This window comes from Clostridium sp., from assembly GCF_050717545.1.
GTDB lineage: Bacteria > Bacillota > Clostridia > Clostridiales > Clostridiaceae > Clostridium_AD.
In genome coordinates this window covers 59,406-76,053 of record NZ_JBOITN010000032.1, presented here as the reverse complement: position 1 = coordinate 76,053, position 16,648 = coordinate 59,406, and the positions used below count along the sequence as shown (strand labels likewise).

Sequence of the window (16,648 nt, the reverse complement as noted above, 5' to 3'; positions counted from 1 at the left end):
AGATATAATATAAGTACTATTCCTTCTTAGCACTTACTAAATTACCTACTATAAGTTCCTCCTCAGTCTTCTTTTCTGTATTAAAGAAAACTTTAAATACTATCCAGCCCAGCAATGTAGATCCTGCAGCAAACCAAATTGGAAGATTAATATTAACTGCGGTTACAAAACCAGCAATGATAGGTGGCAATGCCTGAGCTAAAGATGAAATAGATTGGTTAATTCCAAGTATTTCTCCTTGTTTTTCACTATCTACTAAATTAGAAATAATAGCTGTTCCATTAGGTTGGCTAAGGCCTTGAAATATTGCTATAAATGGAACTACTAAATATAACCACACGCGATCATTAGGTATTAATAAAAACGGGAAACTTATTGAAAGTAGAACTATTGAGTAACTAAGTATTTTAGAAGGTTTAAACTTTTTTGAAAGGGGTCTTAAAACTGCGCCTTGTGAAATAGCTATCCAAATCCCCATATAAGCAAAAAAATCACCAACTTGAGATTGAGTAAATTTAAACTTTCCGTATAAGAATACTTGGAAAAACTGTGTATAAAAATTAAATCCTACTGTCGTTAAAAAAACTACTAAAAACATTACTCTTAAATTTCTAAAGGTAAAAGCTTTTTTTATATTTGTAAAGCCTGTAAATAAATTTACTTTGAGTGCCCTTTTAATGGCTAAAGTTTCAGGGAAATTCAAAAATACTAATGCCACATTAATAGTTGATAGTAGTATAGTAAGATAGAATGGTGTTGAATAAGAGAACCAACTAACTATAGCGGAATCAGAAAGCTTTCCACCAATATATGGTCCAACAATAAAACCTAGACCAAAGGCCATTCCAATTAAACCAAAATTTCTGGATTTTGTTTCTTTTGTGCTGACATCAGCGATTGCAGACTGTGCTATGGATATATTTCCTCCTGTAAACCCGTCAACAATTCGTCCTAAAAATAGAAGATATAGGTTAGAATTAAGTATTCCTATTATAAAAATCACATAACCAAGAACTGTACCAATTAGAGATATAAGTAATATTTTTTTTCTTCCCTTTTGATCAGCTAAGGAACCCAGAATTGGTGCACCAAAGAACTGCGCTAGTGGATATGAGGCTATTAAAAAACCATATATTAAGGTTCTAGTTGGGAAAGTATATGCCGCTGGTAATATACCGTTTATGGGATCAAGTAGAAGAGCAGGTAATATTGGAATAATAATACCTAACCCTAATAGATCTAAAAATACAGTAAAAAATATTGTACCTATAGTAAATTTTTTATTATTCATAAATTTCACTCCAATCTTTATTTTTTTATTACAATTCTATTCTAAGATGTTTTTTATTCATATCCTATTTGTCATTCATGAACTCAATTATAGATTTTTCTATAATTTTTTGTTGTTCATCTCTTGTTATTGTAGCTATATTGTCACCTTTTTGGAATCCATATGACAATTAATAAGAAATATTTATGCCCTTTGTTAGTTCATTTTGATATGATTCGATATGATCTTATCACTGGATTCCAGTAGATCTTTTAATATTTTCAAACCATCAAAAATTTTCTGTACTTCTTCTTCATTCTTAGATCCAAGTAATAAAGCCAAAAATCCATTTATATTATTATCTAAATTACAATGTGTAGCTTTAAATTTATCTGATAATTTTGCATATACTACTCTCTTATCCTCTTTGCTTCTTACCCTTTCAAGTAACCCTTGTGATTCGAGGCGATTAACAATTAATGAAACAGCAGTTGGGGTTATCTTGAGTTCTTCACTTAACTCATTAAGTTTTACCATGTCCCTCTTTCCTAGAATATTCACTACAGCTAGTTGTGTCACAGTTATTCCACAATCTGAAAAGTAGTTTTTTAGTCCTTTGTCCATCAAAGAATTAACTTCTTTAAGCAATTCCATTATTCTTATGCTATCATTCATCTTATTTCCTCCTATAGTTAACATATTAATATTTAATAAGTTAATTATTAATATGTTAACTATACTTTATTTTAGACATTAAATCAATAGGTATTGTTTATATAGGGTGTTTTATAATAGTATAATATTACCTTAATATGAACATAATAAAGATAGTATGATAAACTAGCGTAAAATTGCATGCTATTATTATAAAATAAAAAACATAGTTTTCTTGTGGAGGGAGAGCTATGTTTTTTATTTTATATTGTATGGATTTTAGCCGTATTTTTACCAAGTGTTACCAATAATTATGTTGAGCTATATATCGCATTAATATTCAATCCCATGTCATTGTTTTAATAAATTTTCAAGTCTATCTCCTTCATTACTAAATAGTATTGCATCAGGAATATATATGAAGTACAAAAGTACAGGTACTGAACTGTTGGTTCTAGAGCTCACTAAATAAATTGATTTAATGTGTGTGATGTTGCTTTATAAGTTAAGGGGTACCATAATGACACTTTATGTTCATGTCATAATAGTGGTTACTTTAGATTGTAAAGGAGTACATCTGCAACGTATAATATAACTATACACAAAAGGGGGTTTTTATTATGAGTAAAAGAGCAAAGATTCAAGCTTTTGGCGGTTTTTTAACTGGTATGGTACTTCCCAATATCGGAGCATTTATTGCTTGGGGATTAATTACAGCTATTTTTATTCCAACAGGTTGGTTTCCAAATGCTGAAATTGCAAAAATGGTAAGTCCAATGATTACTTACTTACTACCATTATTAATAGCCTATACTGGGGGTAAAGCAATTGGAGGCAAACGTGGTGGTGTAATGGGGGCAATAGCAACTATGGGTGTTATTACAGGTTCCAGTATTCCAATGTTTATGGGTGCAATGGTTATAGGACCATTAGGCGGCTATGTTATTAAAAAGTTTGATAAAGCAATTGACGGAAAGATTCCTGCTGGCTTTGAAATGATAGTTAATAATTTTTCTATGGGAATTATTGGAATGATATTAGCAATTATATCTTTTTTAGCAATTGGACCAGCGATATTAAGTGCAAATGCAGTAGTTAAGGCTGGCATAGAAGCTATGGTACACGCTAACTTAATACCTTTACTTGCAATTATAAATGAGCCTGCAAAGGTATTGTTTTTAAATAATGCCATTGATCAAGGTATATACGCACCAATCGGAGTACAGGACGCACTAATTCATGGCAAGTCCATATACTTTATGTTAGCATCAAGTCCTGGACCAGGACTCGGTTTATTATTAGCATTTTGGTTATTTGGAAAAGGTACAAGTAAGGAATCTGCGCCAACGGCAATTATAATTCATTTCTTTGGTGGAATCCATGAAATGTATTTTCCATATGTATTAATGAAACCAATAATGGTAATACCTATGATACTCGGTGGAATGAGTGGGATATTTACCTTTAAAACATTAAGTGCAGGTTTGGTAGCATTTCCATCGCCCGGAAGTATATTCTCTTTCTTAGCAATGACACCTAGAGGTGGATTTATCTCAACTATAGCAGGTGTAACCGTCGGTACTATAGTAACCTTTTTAGTTTCATCTTTCATTCTAAAACTTGATAATAAAGTTGAAGGAGATGTCGATTTTCAAGCTTCACAAGATCTTATGAAAGAGTTAAAAGGCGTTAAAAAAGTTGAACAAGCAGATATTAAACAAGATGTTACAGAGATTAAGCAAAATGTTATGGATGTTAAATTAATAGTGTTTGCTTGTGATGCAGGCATGGGATCTAGCGCAATGGGAGCTGCACTAATTAGAAAGAAGTTGGATGTAGTAGGACTCGATATTAAGGTTATTAATAAAGCAATAGAAAAAATACCACTTGACGCAGATATAGTTATTTGTCATGAAAGTTTATTGGATAGGGCAAAGAAAGTTGCTCCAGACGTAGAGTTTATTACTATAAAGAATTTTATAGCTGCGCCAGAGTATGACAAGTTAGTTGAGAGATTATCTAAAATAGAACACAAAATATAGGGATTATGGCATCAGGTGTTACTAGCTATTGTTATTAGTTCTACGTTAGGTAATAATATAATTAATTAACGTAGAATTAAAAATATATGAGCTTAAGGAGATGTGGTTTATGGATAAGCAAACCATCTCTATTATAGAAATTTTAATAGAGGGAACCGATTATATTACCTATAGATGTATTTCTAAAAAGCTAAACGTAAGCTTAAGTACTGTGATTAGGTATATTAAAAATCTAGATTCTTATTTTAAAGAAAATAAAATAAGAGTGGAGAAAAAAAGAGGTATAGGAATAAGGTTAATCTTATCACAATCTGATAGAAAAACACTAAAGGAATCATTAAATGAAGAAGATAGTGATTATCTATTTCCACATGATCGTAAGATAATAATTATCTGTGAGCTTTTGAGCATGGATAAACCAGTTAAGACCTATTATTTTTCATCAGTTCTTAAGGTGGCGATTGGAACCGTAAGAAGAGATTTAGAGGATGTGGAAGATTGGTTCAAACAAAATAATCTAACACTTAAGAAAGGGATGGGAAATGGACTGTTTGTCGAAGGTGAAGAAAAATCTATTAGGCAAGCAATAGTAAACTTACTACTCAGCAATATAGAAAATAAAAACAACTATTACTGGAACAATGATTTTATGAAACCTAAATTTTTTAAAGAAAATCTAGCTTTAATGACTAAAGTGAAGCTAGCTAAGCTAATTAATTATAATATAGTTGTTAATATGGTTAGCATTGTTCAGAAGTATGATAGAAATCTAAAAGAAGTAATTGTTGATGGGTCTTATTTCCAGTTTATTATTCTTTTATGTTTAATTATTCAAAGAAAAGAAAAAGGAATGGTAATAGAAAACTATAAAATAGACGATATTAAGAAATTACAACAATATCAGTATATTTCATTATTATTAAATGAAGTTGAAAAGTCTTATAAGGTAATAGTATCTAATAGTGATAAATACGTAATAATGATTCATTTTATAACATCAGGAGTTAGAGAACTAAGTGAGAGCAACACTCAAATCACAAATGATAGAGAATTATCAATGATCACGAATAGAATAATTTCTAACCTACAAAATAATTTAAATATAAGACTTGATTATGATGATGATTTTTTAGTGCGTTTGATGATCCATTTGAAACTTATGCTTGATAGACAAAGCATGGAAGTTAAGGTTACGAATAATTATCTTGATTTAATTAAGTCAGATTATAAAGAAATATTCGATGTAGTTAAAAGTAGTGTTGATTTTCTTTCAGAGATTACTCTAAAAAGTGTCAATGACGAAGAGATCGGGCTTATAACTATTCATATTGTTGCAACATTGTTAGAATTAGAAAATAACACACAAATAATTAAGGTTGTAGTAGTTTGTACTAGTGGAATTGGAACCTCAAGAATATTAGTTGAAAAAATAAAGCAGAAAATAAATAATATAGAGATAGTTGCTACGATGTCAAGTGGTGCGATCAACGAAGTAAATTTGATTAAACAAGGAGTAGACTTAATTATATCCTCAGTAAATCTGGAAACTTTTATTATACCGACTGCTGTTGTCAATCCACTAATGAAGGATGAGGATAAATTAAAGATATATAAATTGATAGATACAATTTCTAAAAAGAAAAATAGAGGTTTAACATCAAAAACACCTGAAAAGGTAAATGTGGAAAGTAATCAGAAAAGTGTTGAAGATATGCTTTTCTATATGGAAGTTATTCATGGAATACTAGATGAATTCTATTATGAAGAGGATGTGGATGTTGGAAACAAAGATCAGTTAATAGAGTATGTTTCAAAACAGATATCATATTCCGATAAGATGCATCAAATAATACTTAGTAAATTATTTAAAAGAGAAGAATATGGAAGCACAGTAATTAATGACAAAGGCCTAATTTTATTACATTGTAGTGCAGGAAATTATATTAAATTAGGTGTAGTAAGGTTAAAAAAAATAATAGATGTTTCTGTAGAAAAGTATGAAGAAAAAATTAATACAGTTTTAATTATGATAGTACCAGAAGAACCAGATGACAGAATAGTAGAGATATTCTCTGAAATAAGTAAGGATTTAGTAGAAAATGAAGGGTTAGTTGAAGAACTATTTAACGGTTCTAAAAGTGCTATTTTGTACAAAATTGGTAAACTATTATCAAAATTTATAAATTAAAAAGATTGGAGAGATGCAAAATGAAACAAAACATTCTTTCAAAAGAAAATATTTTACTGAATTTAAAACCGATGTCAAAGGAAGAAGCAATTATTACAGCAGGCAATCTTTTAGTTAAAAATGGTTATGTGAAAGAAAATTACGTAAAAAGTATGTTGGAAAAAGAAAAAAAATGTAACACTTATATTGGAAATAGTATTGCAATACCTCATGGGACTAACGATTCTAAAAATGAAATTATAAAATCAGGTATTGTAGTTCTACAATTTAAAGAGGGAATAGATTATGGTACAGATAAGGCTTATTTAGTTATTGGTATAGCTGGAGTTAATGATGAGCATTTAGAAATATTGTCTAAGATAGCAATCTCTATAGAAGATATGGATAATGTTAACAAAATTATAAGTTCTAACAGCAGGAGAGAAATTTGCAATATTTTATCAATAAATAATTAGAATTAAGGAGGGAAATATTATGAGAACAAAAGTAGCAGCATTATACGGAAAAAATGATGTTAGAATTAGGGAATTTGATTTGCCGGAAATTAAGGATAATGAAATTTTAGCTGAGGTGGTTTCAAATGGCAAATGTCTATCGACTTGGAAAGCCGCAATTTTAGGTTCCGATCATAAAAGAGTACCATCTAACATAAGTGAACATCCAGTTATAATGGGCCATGAGTTTGCAGGAAAGATAGTCAAGGTGGGTGCTTATTGGAAAGATAAGTACAAAGAAGGGGACAGTTTCGCATTGCAACCAGCTATGAATTATAAAGGGAGTCCATATTCACCAGGATATTCATATGAATTTTTTGGAGGAGATGCAACTTATACAATACTTCCAAACGAGTTAATGGAATTAGATTTATTACTCAAATACAACAGTAGTTATTTTGCAAATGCATCACTCTCAGAACCGATGTCTTGTATTATAGGGGCGTTCCATGCTAATTATCATACAACCAACTATGTTTATGAACATAGAATGGGCATCGCATCGGGTGGTAATTTAGCATTACTTGCAAGTGCAGGACCAATGGGTTTAGGTGCAATTGATTATGCTATTAATAATGGTACAAGAACTCCAAGCAGGATAGTTGTAACAGATATTGATGACAATAGACTTAATAGAGCTAAAAAGTTAATATCGCCTGAAAGTGCAAGAGAAAAAGGGATTGAATTAATATATGTTAATGTAAAAAATTTAGAAAATCCTAAGAAATATTTAATGGAACTTACTGATAACAAGGGGTACGATGATGTTTTTGCTTTTGCAGCAATTGTTGAAGTCGTGGAACTTGCAGGTAGCATTTTAGGACGTGATGGATGTCTTAATTTCTTTGCGGGTCCTACAGATAATGAATTTTCCACAAGGTTCAATTTTTATAATGTACATTATTCATCAACTCACATCGTAGGGACAAGCGGTGGTAGTCTTGATGATATGAAAGAATCATTGGAACTTTCGCAAAAGGGTATAATCAACCCATCATTTATGATTACACATATTGGAGGATTAAACTGTGTACCAAATACGGTATTAAATTTACCGAAGATACCTGGAGGGAAAAAGATGATTTACCCTCATATAGAAATGGAACTTACTGCGATTGAAGATTTTAAGAAACTTGGAGAAAAGGATGAAATTTTCAGAAAACTAGCAGAAATAGTTGAGAGAAACAATGGACTTTGGTGCGAGGAAGCTGAAACATATTTATTAAAACAGAAAATGGTAGATTAATTAGTGTTTAATAATAAAGCTAATTTTAGTGACAAAGGAGGACTTAATGTTTACTGAATTAGAAGTTAATGGATTTAAATATGAAGCATTTTTTTCTGAGAAAGAAATAAATAGCATATATATTCCTCTTTTAAAGAAATTGAAGAAAATAAGAGATAAAAAAGAAAAAAGGATCATTATTTTTTTAGCAGCTCCACCTGCTACCGGTAAATCAACCTTAGCTTTGTTTTTAGAAAAACTCTTTAAAGACATATATAATACAATTTCTTTTCAAACACTATCTTTGGATGGATTTCATTATAATAACGATTATCTCTATGGTCATAAAATTATTATTCAAGGAATTGAGCATTCTCTACATGAAATAAAGGGAATGCCTGAAACATTTGATTTAGAAAGATTTAAAAAATGCATACAAAATATAAAATATAAAAATATAAAGTGGCCTATTTATGATAGAAACATTCATGATCCAGTTATAGATAAAATAGAAGTAACTGCTGATATTATTTTAATTGAGGGAAATTGGTTACTTTTAGATGAGGATAAGTGGAGAGAATTAAAATCATTTTGTGACTACAGTATTTTTATAGAAGCCGAAGAGAATCTCCTAAAAAACAGATTAATTGAAAGAAAAATAAAAGGGGGATTAACTCGGTGTGACGCATTAGAATTTTATGAAACAACAGATAAAAAGAATATTCTAAGAGTTATGAAGAATAGACTTGCTTGTGATTTAACACTAGAGATGTTAGAATCGGGAGAAAAGAGGTTGAAAAATTTTAATGAACAACCATCGCCCAATACGGAACGATAGATAAGCTTTTTATTTACGCTAACCAGAAAGACGATGTAACACCCTTCCTTAATAAAGGAAGGGTGTTAGTTTTTAACCCAAAGTATTTTTGGATAACCAATCATTATTATGTCTTCCATTATAATTAATTTTGTCTAACCTGCAACGTAAGAAAAATAATTACAATCGCATCACTAATAGGTAGTCTTTAGCATATATATTTGGTGTAAGTGTGAAGTATAAGCATATTAGAGAATCAAGTTGTTGTTAATTCTCACATTAGATGGAATTATAAATATACATAAAGATTTATAAAATAAGGAGGAAAATTAATTATGAAAGGTATAGATATAAGTGCCTATCAAGGTATTAATATTGATTTTAACAAAGTCAAAGCAAGTGGTGTAGAAATCGTGTATATAAAGGCTACCGAGGGCGTAACATTTGATAGTCCAGGTTTTAAATTACAATATGCAAAAGCGAGATCTGTAGGATTAAAGATTGGATTTTACCATTATATGAAAGCAAATGATCCAGTAGCAGAAGCAGAACATTTCTTAGATTCAACACAAGGGCTTGAAGTAGATTGTAAATATGCTATAGATATAGAAGAAACACAAGGACGTTCTGTAGCTGAAATTAGTTATAGTGTACGTGTATTTGCTGATTATATTATAAGCCAAGGCAAGGATGTTTGTATTTACACGGGGGACAGTTTTTATGCCACAAACCTAAATTCCACTGTGCGAGATATTCCGTTATGGATTGCCCACTATGGAGTTTTAAAACCTAACGTAAGTAATTATGTAGGGTTCCAATATAGTAGTACAGGGAGCGTTGATGGAGTTAAAGGAGTTGTAGATATGAATTTTTTCAATGATGGAATTTTTATAAAAAGAAATATAAATAATATAATTTTTGTAGGTAAGCCGATTTCATCTGAGCTTACAAAAGAAGTTATTAAGTTTGGTACGGTTACTGCAACTAAGCTCAATGTAAGAAGCGGAGCTGATATTGATTTCAGTATAATAGGACAATTTAAAAAAGGGGAGAAAGTACGACTAGGTAATAAAGTAGGAGACTGGTATAACGTATATTTCGGAGAACATGGTGGGTGGGTTTCTGCAAAATATATAAATTATAAAACTACAGTTGTAAAGGCAGCTTCCAAAACTAGTGGAATTGTTACTGCTAATGTTCTTAACGTTAGATCTGAGGCAAATGATACATCTAACTTAGTTGGTAAACTAAAAAAAGGCGATACCGTTCAAATAGGATTGATATCAAATGAATGGGCAAGCATATATTTTGGATGCCATGGAGGTTGGGTTTCAATGGATTTTATAAAATAAAAAGACTTAGATAATTGATTTTAACTAAATTTCAGCTCCGTAGGAGATGATTTAATTATGTCTATATGTAAACAATGTACGATCTTTATTTACTAATAAATTGTTCTAAATAGTAACAAATTATGATAATATAATATAGAGAGTTGTGACGCAGTTGTATATTATGTTGGAGTAATTAACAATATATTCCGAAAGATAAAGTAAATTAAGAATTAAATGTAAGGAGGGACAGAATGTCATTAATTAGCACGGATGTTTTTGCAATCATTTCACTTTGTTTTATGATAAGTTTGGCTAAGCGGAACATTGCCGTAGATAATAAGAAAAATAGGATTTACATATTTGCATCAGTGATAACAATTATTTTGCTTATTTTAGAAATAATGACTATTTTAATGGAGCTTTCAAGTAACAACAAACTTATGATACCTTACCGTATAATTAACATCTTAGGATTTTCTTTAAGTCCCGTAGTTCCTTTCATTCTTTTATCCTTTAATAACAATAAGAAAAAAGACACTTTTTCTAATCTTTTTTTAGCAATACCCTTATATTTTAATACTTTTATGTGCGTTTTAAGCTATAAAACAGGCTTTATCTTTTTTATTAATGCTCAAAACCAATATACACGAGGAAATTTATTTTTACTGCCTACTATAATTAGTATATTTTATTATTCGTTATTTTTAATAACTGTAATTAAAAATATTAAAAAATTTGAAAATGAAGATAAAAAGATTTTAGTTACTCTTCTTTTTATACCTCTACTAGCTATCATTCTTCAGATTTTATTTAGAGATTTAATATTAATTTGGGGCAGCACTGCTTTAGCGTTGCTGCTATATTACATTTTTTTACTTGAGTTACAATTTAGATATGATATTCAAACTAAAATTAGAAATCGTACAGCGTTTGAAAAGGAAATGGAGCAAAATAAAAATAGTGATAAAAATGTAACAATTGTTATATTTGATTTAAATAATTTGAAAAATACTAATGATAAACATGGACATAAAGCTGGAGATGAAATGATTTTTTATGCCGCAAAAACTATAGAGGAAAGCTTTATGGATATTGGTAAGGCGTATAGGATTGGTGGCGATGAATTTTGTGCTATTTGTAAGGGGATTGGAAGGGAATTAGTAGATAATGCTCTATTTAATTTAGATAAATTATTAATTAAAGCAAATCAAAATAGAAACATTAAAATTATACTTGCTTATGGATATGCTATTTATAATAAAAATGAAAGTGAAAGTATATATTCTACATTTGCTAAGGCTGATAAAGCTATGTATACTCACAAAGCAAAATTAAAAGAACTTTATGGTAGGAGAGTGAACGATTAGACTGTTACTATGGGAAGCGTCGTCAATGCATCTTTTTCAAAGCGGTTTCATCTCCGCAGGAGATGATCTAATATACCCAAAGTAAAATGACGTGTAAAAATTTACACGTCATTTGTTAATTTTAAAGTTAATCTTAAATTATAAGATTAAAGGATATATTTTTTTTCATAAGACCGATACATTGTCCATGCAACTAAAGCAAAAAATACTGGCCCAGCTACACTCCAAATTGTTGTTTTAAAATCTCCTTCAAGTGCCGGTTGTAATATTGAGAAGAAGTTTGCAAATCCAACAGTAAACATAACTACTACTGTCCATATTACAGCACTTTTATAAGTTTTAAACATTTCAAAAGGTTTAATAATATCTGTGTTTTTCTTAAATGGTATGAAAGCATACGCTATAAACATATAAGGAAGAGTCATAGCTACATTAGTCATTGAAACTAAGATTACGAAGAATTTTTTCATACTACTTCCACCAAAGGCTATAAGTACAATCATAATACAAACAATTGCAGCTTGAACCCACATAGCATTTTGAGGCATTCCATCTTTCATTTCTGCCATTTTACCAGGCCACAATTTAGGTGGAGTACCTTCAATTATTTGTTTTAGTGGAGAAAACATTAATGCGAAAAATGCACCTGCTAAAGTTAAGAACATTGAAAATCCAAAGAACCTAGCTATTCCATGTGACATTGCTAGTGAAGTTGCATTGCTTGCACCAAATGCTTGACCTAGAGCATATCCTAGATTACCCATTACTACATAACTAGCATTACCTAAATTAACAGATTTTATATTCATAACAGTTGTCCAGTTAGTAAATACGCCAACTAGGAATATTCCAAGTGAGTAGCCAATTGATATAACAGCTGCTGAAATAACTATACCCTTAGGAAATGTCTTTTCTGGATTGTCTGTTTCATCTACTAGTCCACCAACAACTTCTATACCGCCATAAGCAAATATAGCAAATACTATGAATGCAAATGCTGAAACCATACCTCCACTAGATACAAGATCTGGTGATTTCGTAAATGAACTAAGTCCAACTATTGGTTGAGCAAGCTTACCATGATTTCCTATAAGTACTAGCAACGCACCAACAAATAAAAGTACGTTTGCCGCTACAACTGCAGTTCCACCTATAGAAGTAAACTTCTTAATGCTTTCTAAGCCCTTAGTTGACATATACGTAACAAATATTATCCAAAGGACCGCAAGTATACCTAGCGTTTTAGGACCTGTTAATCCAGTCATACCAAATAAAGCCCAAGTTTGTGTTGTATCTTTACCAAATATAGCATTCGATATTGGAATCCAAACTCCTGATGCTACGTTTACCATCCAAACTACATAAGATGAATACCACATGAAGGTTGCCATAAAAGCAAATTTAGGGCCTACTGATAGTGACATCCATGAGTATATTCCGCCTCTTTCATTTCTGAAAGCTGTACCAAATTCAGCCATCATGAAAGCAAAAGGGATAAAGAATGCTATTCCTGATAAGATGTACCATGGAATAGCGGCATACCCCATAATATAGAATGATCTTGGCATGTTGTTAAATCCGTAAACTGAAGTGAAAATCATTAAAACTAATGATATCAAAGTTAACTTTTTAGTGTGTTTTATTTTTTCAGACATAATAGTCCTCCTTAAGCGTAGTAGTTAAAATAAATTCATTAACATCATAATTATATATGAATCGACAAAAAAATCAATGCTTTTCAATGAAAACACTCTCCTTATTAATTATGTATATTATTAATTAGATGGTTTTTCCAAGAGGTTGCACATTCCTCAAGTATTTTGTGTAGTACTTTTCCAATTTCAGAATAGTGCCTATCATCTAGGTTTGCAAGCGATATTCTAATTGACCATTCAGGGCCGTGAAATCCACCACCGCTTAATAACACTATAGAAGATTCTTGTGCTAGTCTAAAAAGAATATCTACTGGTTTATAGTTTTTTTGAAAGTATTCTGCAAACTCATCACCATAATAATGACATGCCCACACCAATAAATCAAATTCTGTATAGTATGAAGCATCGAACGGATCTTTTCTTAAATCTAAACCTAAACCTTCAAATAAGAGTTTTTGCCTTCCACGGCAAATATCTTTTGTAAGTTGTTTGTACTTGTTTTCTTTATCAAGGAGTGCAAACACCGAGAAAAAGGCCATTTGTATTTGTTGAGGTGTTGATAGACCTGCAGTATGGTTTAGTGCTACCTGCCTGCTATCTGCTACTATCCTATCTATAAAAGGAATTTTTTCAGGACTTGTGGATAATGTTGAATAACGAATCCGTGCGTTTTCTTTTTTCTCTTTAGGTAACTCTCTTAACAATTTATCAAATACATTATCTTCATAAAGTGCAATAGTACCAAGTCGCCACCCTGTTACTCCAAAATACTTAGAAAATGAATATACCCCTATTGAGTTATATGGCAAATCAGCTACTAGTGAACGAAAATTATCAACAAAAGTACCATAAACGTCATCTGAAATAATCATTAAATTAGGATTATCTTTTTTAACTATACTTTTTAAAAGTGTAATTGTTTCAGGTTTCATTGCTACAGATGGTGGATTACTAGGATTTACAATGAACAAAGCCTTTATAGATGGATCCCTAAGTTTTTCAATTTCTGAGTTAGGATATTGCCATGTGTGCTTGCCGGCAGAGGTCATATCTTTTGCTAAAATCTCTACAACATCAAAATTATAGCGAGGCAAATGTGGAATTTCAAGATAAGGTGTAAATATAGGGGCCATAAGAGCAACTTTATCACCGATAGATAGTATGTTATTAGCAATCAAACTATCAAATATGTAACACATTCCCGCAGTGGCACCTTCTACGGCAAATAATTTAAATTTATCAGTTAGGGGAGCGTCATAGCACAATTCTTGAACTAGATAATCGCAAACGACCTTTTCAACATGTGTGAGCATTCTATCAGGCTGTGGATAGTTATCTCCAATTATACCATCTGTGAGTTCATGTACCCAATCATCCGCATTAAACCCTTTAGACATTATTCCATAATCAATAATATTTTTAAGAAGTTGTGTTCCGGGGTAACTAGAATTTTCTTTAATAAAATTATTAAAGCGATCTGCAATTCCAAATTTTTCTGGCATTCCAGCAAGATCGTTATTGTTCCAAACTCTGCGCGTTTCTTTAACAGAAAAAAGACCAAATGTAAAAAAAGCTTCACGAGGAGTTGCTGCTGTCCAGTTGGGGTTACCTCTTCCTGCATTTAATAATGCGTGGGTACCTTTTTCTTTTGATTCTTCTGCAAGGTTAATTAATACGTCTTTAAGCTCAAATGGACTTACCTTACCATAAATATGTTCTATTTCTTTACGTTTGATATCAAGTGTATCCATAATCGACCTCCTCAGATTGGACTATACTTAGTATTTGGACTTAATAATATTTTATTCTTAGTCTTATACTATTTCTTTTGTTTTTCTTATAATATGGCATTCAACACAAGTGATTTTTTATCCTGTACTCAGTTGCATAATTAATTTACCATTCAATTATCCTCTTGTCAATTTTTTTCAGTTTAGCACTTGTAACTCAAAAAATCAGTAATATGGAAATAAAATTTATATATATAATTGTAAAAAATTAAAGTTATCTATGATTAGAACTTACATTGCAAGTATGGAATATAGTGGTTTTTAAAAATAACAGATATATATGGAACTACTATGTTGTATACTTAATAAGTAGTGTAAAATTGTAAGATTAAGTATTGAATAAATTTTGCAAGGGGGTGGAGTATGAATAAGGACATTAATATATTAGTGGTAGAAGATGACAATTATATAAATAGCATGTTAGCTATACTTTTGCAAAAGGATAAATATAATGTAAGCCAAGCTTATTAAAATGATTTTTATGAATTATCGCTAATTGAATCCCAAGACTTTGAAATGAAACTTGAAAAAATTAATATTGCTAATATATTGCAAGAAACATTACTTGGCAAATATAATGATTTTACACGTAGAAATTTGCAACCGAACATAGAAATACAAAATGAAAATATTTATATAATAGCCGAAAAAAAATCTATAGAGCGAATAATTGAAAACCTGTTAAGTAATGCTATTAAATATTCAAGAGATAATGTATCAATTTACTTGGAAGTTAAGTCAAATAAGGTTCTATTAAAAATCACTAATACAGTAATAAATTTATCTTCACAAGATGTTGAAAAAATCTTTGATAGATTTTACATGGCAGATAAAACCCGCTCAGAAAAAGGGACAGGACTTGGACTTTCTATTGTAAAAACACTAGTGGAAAAAATGAATGCAGTTATAACAGCTGAAATTATTGATGATGTACTAAGTATTTGTTGTGAGTTTGAAAGAATATAAAAAATTGTTACATATATTGTAGGTGGCAATTTTTATAGAAAACAACAAAGGGATGGCTAATTGTTTTAGATTGACTCTAAAACAATTAGCCATTGCTTTTGTTAGTAGCAAAATAAATATAATTATTATAACATTAATACAAGTATATGAATATTATAGAGTAGCAGTTTTTATAAACTATTACTGCTAGGAGGTTAAGTCATGAAAAAATATGAAGTTTGTTTTTCACATTATATAGAGGATAAAAAGAATTATTATTATTGGCATGCACCTGATGATGAATGCACTAAAAATCCTATTCCAAAGAAGTGTGTCACTCCTTGCTGCGACTCTCATACCGAAGTATCAAATGATTGTTGTACAAATAAACTAATTCTAAAATGTGGAAACCCTGTGTCAACACAAGTACAACTTCCATTAGTACCAGGAATTCCTGGTACACCAGTTAAAGTTGCTAATGTTTGCGTTAATACTTTATGCTTAGACGACCCGGAAATTAAACTTGATTTTACATTTACTATCACTAATCCAGTAGGTGCTACAATTACAAATCTTACTTTCCAAGTATTTAAGTTCTGTAAAAATATCCAAGAAAGAGTACCAGTAGGCAATGCATGGGTTTTTAAAAATAGGTTATCGACAGACACTAATTCTGTATTTTCTTTCTTTGTATGTGATCAAGACACTTTTAAAAGTAAATGTTGTACCTATATAGTAGAAGCCACACCTTACAGTTAATAATATTTAAAATAACTTTTATATATTATAAAAAAATTAAAATACCAGTTGAATTCAAAATAGAATTCAACTGGTATTTTTTACTTAGTTATTAATTATAAATCTATA

General features: G+C 30.4%; 13 protein-coding genes. 9 read left to right on the top strand and 4 right to left on the bottom strand.

The window, feature by feature from the left end; all coding sequences use genetic code 11:
* Positions 1–16: 16 nt before the first annotated feature.
* Positions 17–1,291, bottom strand: coding sequence for an MFS transporter (locus ACREVX_RS09715; protein WP_431543991.1), 1,275 nt, complete (start codon positions 1,289–1,291; stop codon positions 17–19).
* A 195-nt stretch (positions 1,292–1,486) separates the two neighbouring features.
* Positions 1,487–1,945: a MarR family winged helix-turn-helix transcriptional regulator gene (locus ACREVX_RS09710; RefSeq protein WP_431543990.1), complete on the bottom strand. Its 459-nt coding sequence runs from the start codon at positions 1,943–1,945 to the stop codon at positions 1,487–1,489.
* A 599-nt stretch (positions 1,946–2,544) separates the two neighbouring features.
* Between ACREVX_RS09710 and ACREVX_RS09705 the strand changes: the two genes are divergently transcribed.
* The 7 genes from ACREVX_RS09705 (at position 2,545) to ACREVX_RS09675 (ending at position 11,391) form a co-directional block, all read left to right on the top strand.
* A complete protein-coding gene (locus tag ACREVX_RS09705) occupies positions 2,545–3,966 on the top strand; it encodes a PTS mannitol transporter subunit IIBC (protein WP_431543989.1) in 1,422 nt (473 codons plus the stop codon).
* Between the two features lie 109 nt (positions 3,967–4,075).
* Positions 4,076–6,154: a BglG family transcription antiterminator gene (locus ACREVX_RS09700; protein WP_431543988.1), complete on the top strand. Its 2,079-nt coding sequence runs from the start codon at positions 4,076–4,078 to the stop codon at positions 6,152–6,154.
* Positions 6,155–6,174: 20 nt separating this feature from the next.
* Positions 6,175–6,609: a PTS mannitol transporter subunit IIA gene (locus ACREVX_RS09695; RefSeq protein ID WP_431543986.1), complete on the top strand. Its 435-nt coding sequence runs from the start codon at positions 6,175–6,177 to the stop codon at positions 6,607–6,609.
* Positions 6,610–6,628: 19 nt separating this feature from the next.
* Positions 6,629–7,894 carry a zinc-binding dehydrogenase gene (locus ACREVX_RS09690; protein WP_431543985.1) on the top strand — a complete coding sequence of 422 codons (1,266 nt, stop codon included), beginning with the start codon at positions 6,629–6,631 and terminating at the stop codon, positions 7,892–7,894.
* Positions 7,895–7,940: 46 nt separating this feature from the next.
* On the top strand, positions 7,941–8,711 hold the full coding sequence (locus ACREVX_RS09685) for a nucleoside/nucleotide kinase family protein (protein WP_431543984.1): 771 nt from the start codon (positions 7,941–7,943) through the stop codon (positions 8,709–8,711).
* A gap of 314 nt (positions 8,712–9,025) precedes the next feature.
* Positions 9,026–10,042, top strand: coding sequence for a GH25 family lysozyme (locus tag ACREVX_RS09680; RefSeq protein WP_431543983.1), 1,017 nt, complete (start codon positions 9,026–9,028; stop codon positions 10,040–10,042).
* 233 nt (positions 10,043–10,275) lie between these two features.
* Positions 10,276–11,391, top strand: coding sequence for a GGDEF domain-containing protein (locus ACREVX_RS09675; RefSeq protein ID WP_431543982.1), 1,116 nt, complete (start codon positions 10,276–10,278; stop codon positions 11,389–11,391).
* A gap of 146 nt (positions 11,392–11,537) precedes the next feature.
* Here the strand turns inward: ACREVX_RS09675 and yjeM are convergent, their stop codons facing one another.
* On the bottom strand, positions 11,538–13,046 hold the full coding sequence (gene yjeM / locus ACREVX_RS09670) for a glutamate/gamma-aminobutyrate family transporter YjeM (RefSeq protein ID WP_431543981.1): 1,509 nt from the start codon (positions 13,044–13,046) through the stop codon (positions 11,538–11,540).
* A gap of 104 nt (positions 13,047–13,150) precedes the next feature.
* Positions 13,151–14,797: an aspartate 4-decarboxylase gene (aspD, locus tag ACREVX_RS09665; RefSeq protein WP_431543980.1), complete on the bottom strand. Its 1,647-nt coding sequence runs from the start codon at positions 14,795–14,797 to the stop codon at positions 13,151–13,153.
* Positions 14,798–15,352: 555 nt separating this feature from the next.
* On the opposite strand from aspD, the gene ACREVX_RS09660 reads away from it, so the two are divergent.
* Positions 15,353–15,802 (top strand): sensor histidine kinase, encoded by a 450-nt coding sequence (locus ACREVX_RS09660; protein WP_431543979.1) that lies wholly within the window; start codon positions 15,353–15,355, stop codon positions 15,800–15,802.
* A gap of 201 nt (positions 15,803–16,003) precedes the next feature.
* Positions 16,004–16,540, top strand: a complete 537-nt coding sequence (locus ACREVX_RS09655; RefSeq protein ID WP_431543978.1) for a DUF4489 domain-containing protein — start codon at positions 16,004–16,006, stop codon at positions 16,538–16,540.
* Positions 16,541–16,648: the final 108 nt, after the last annotated feature.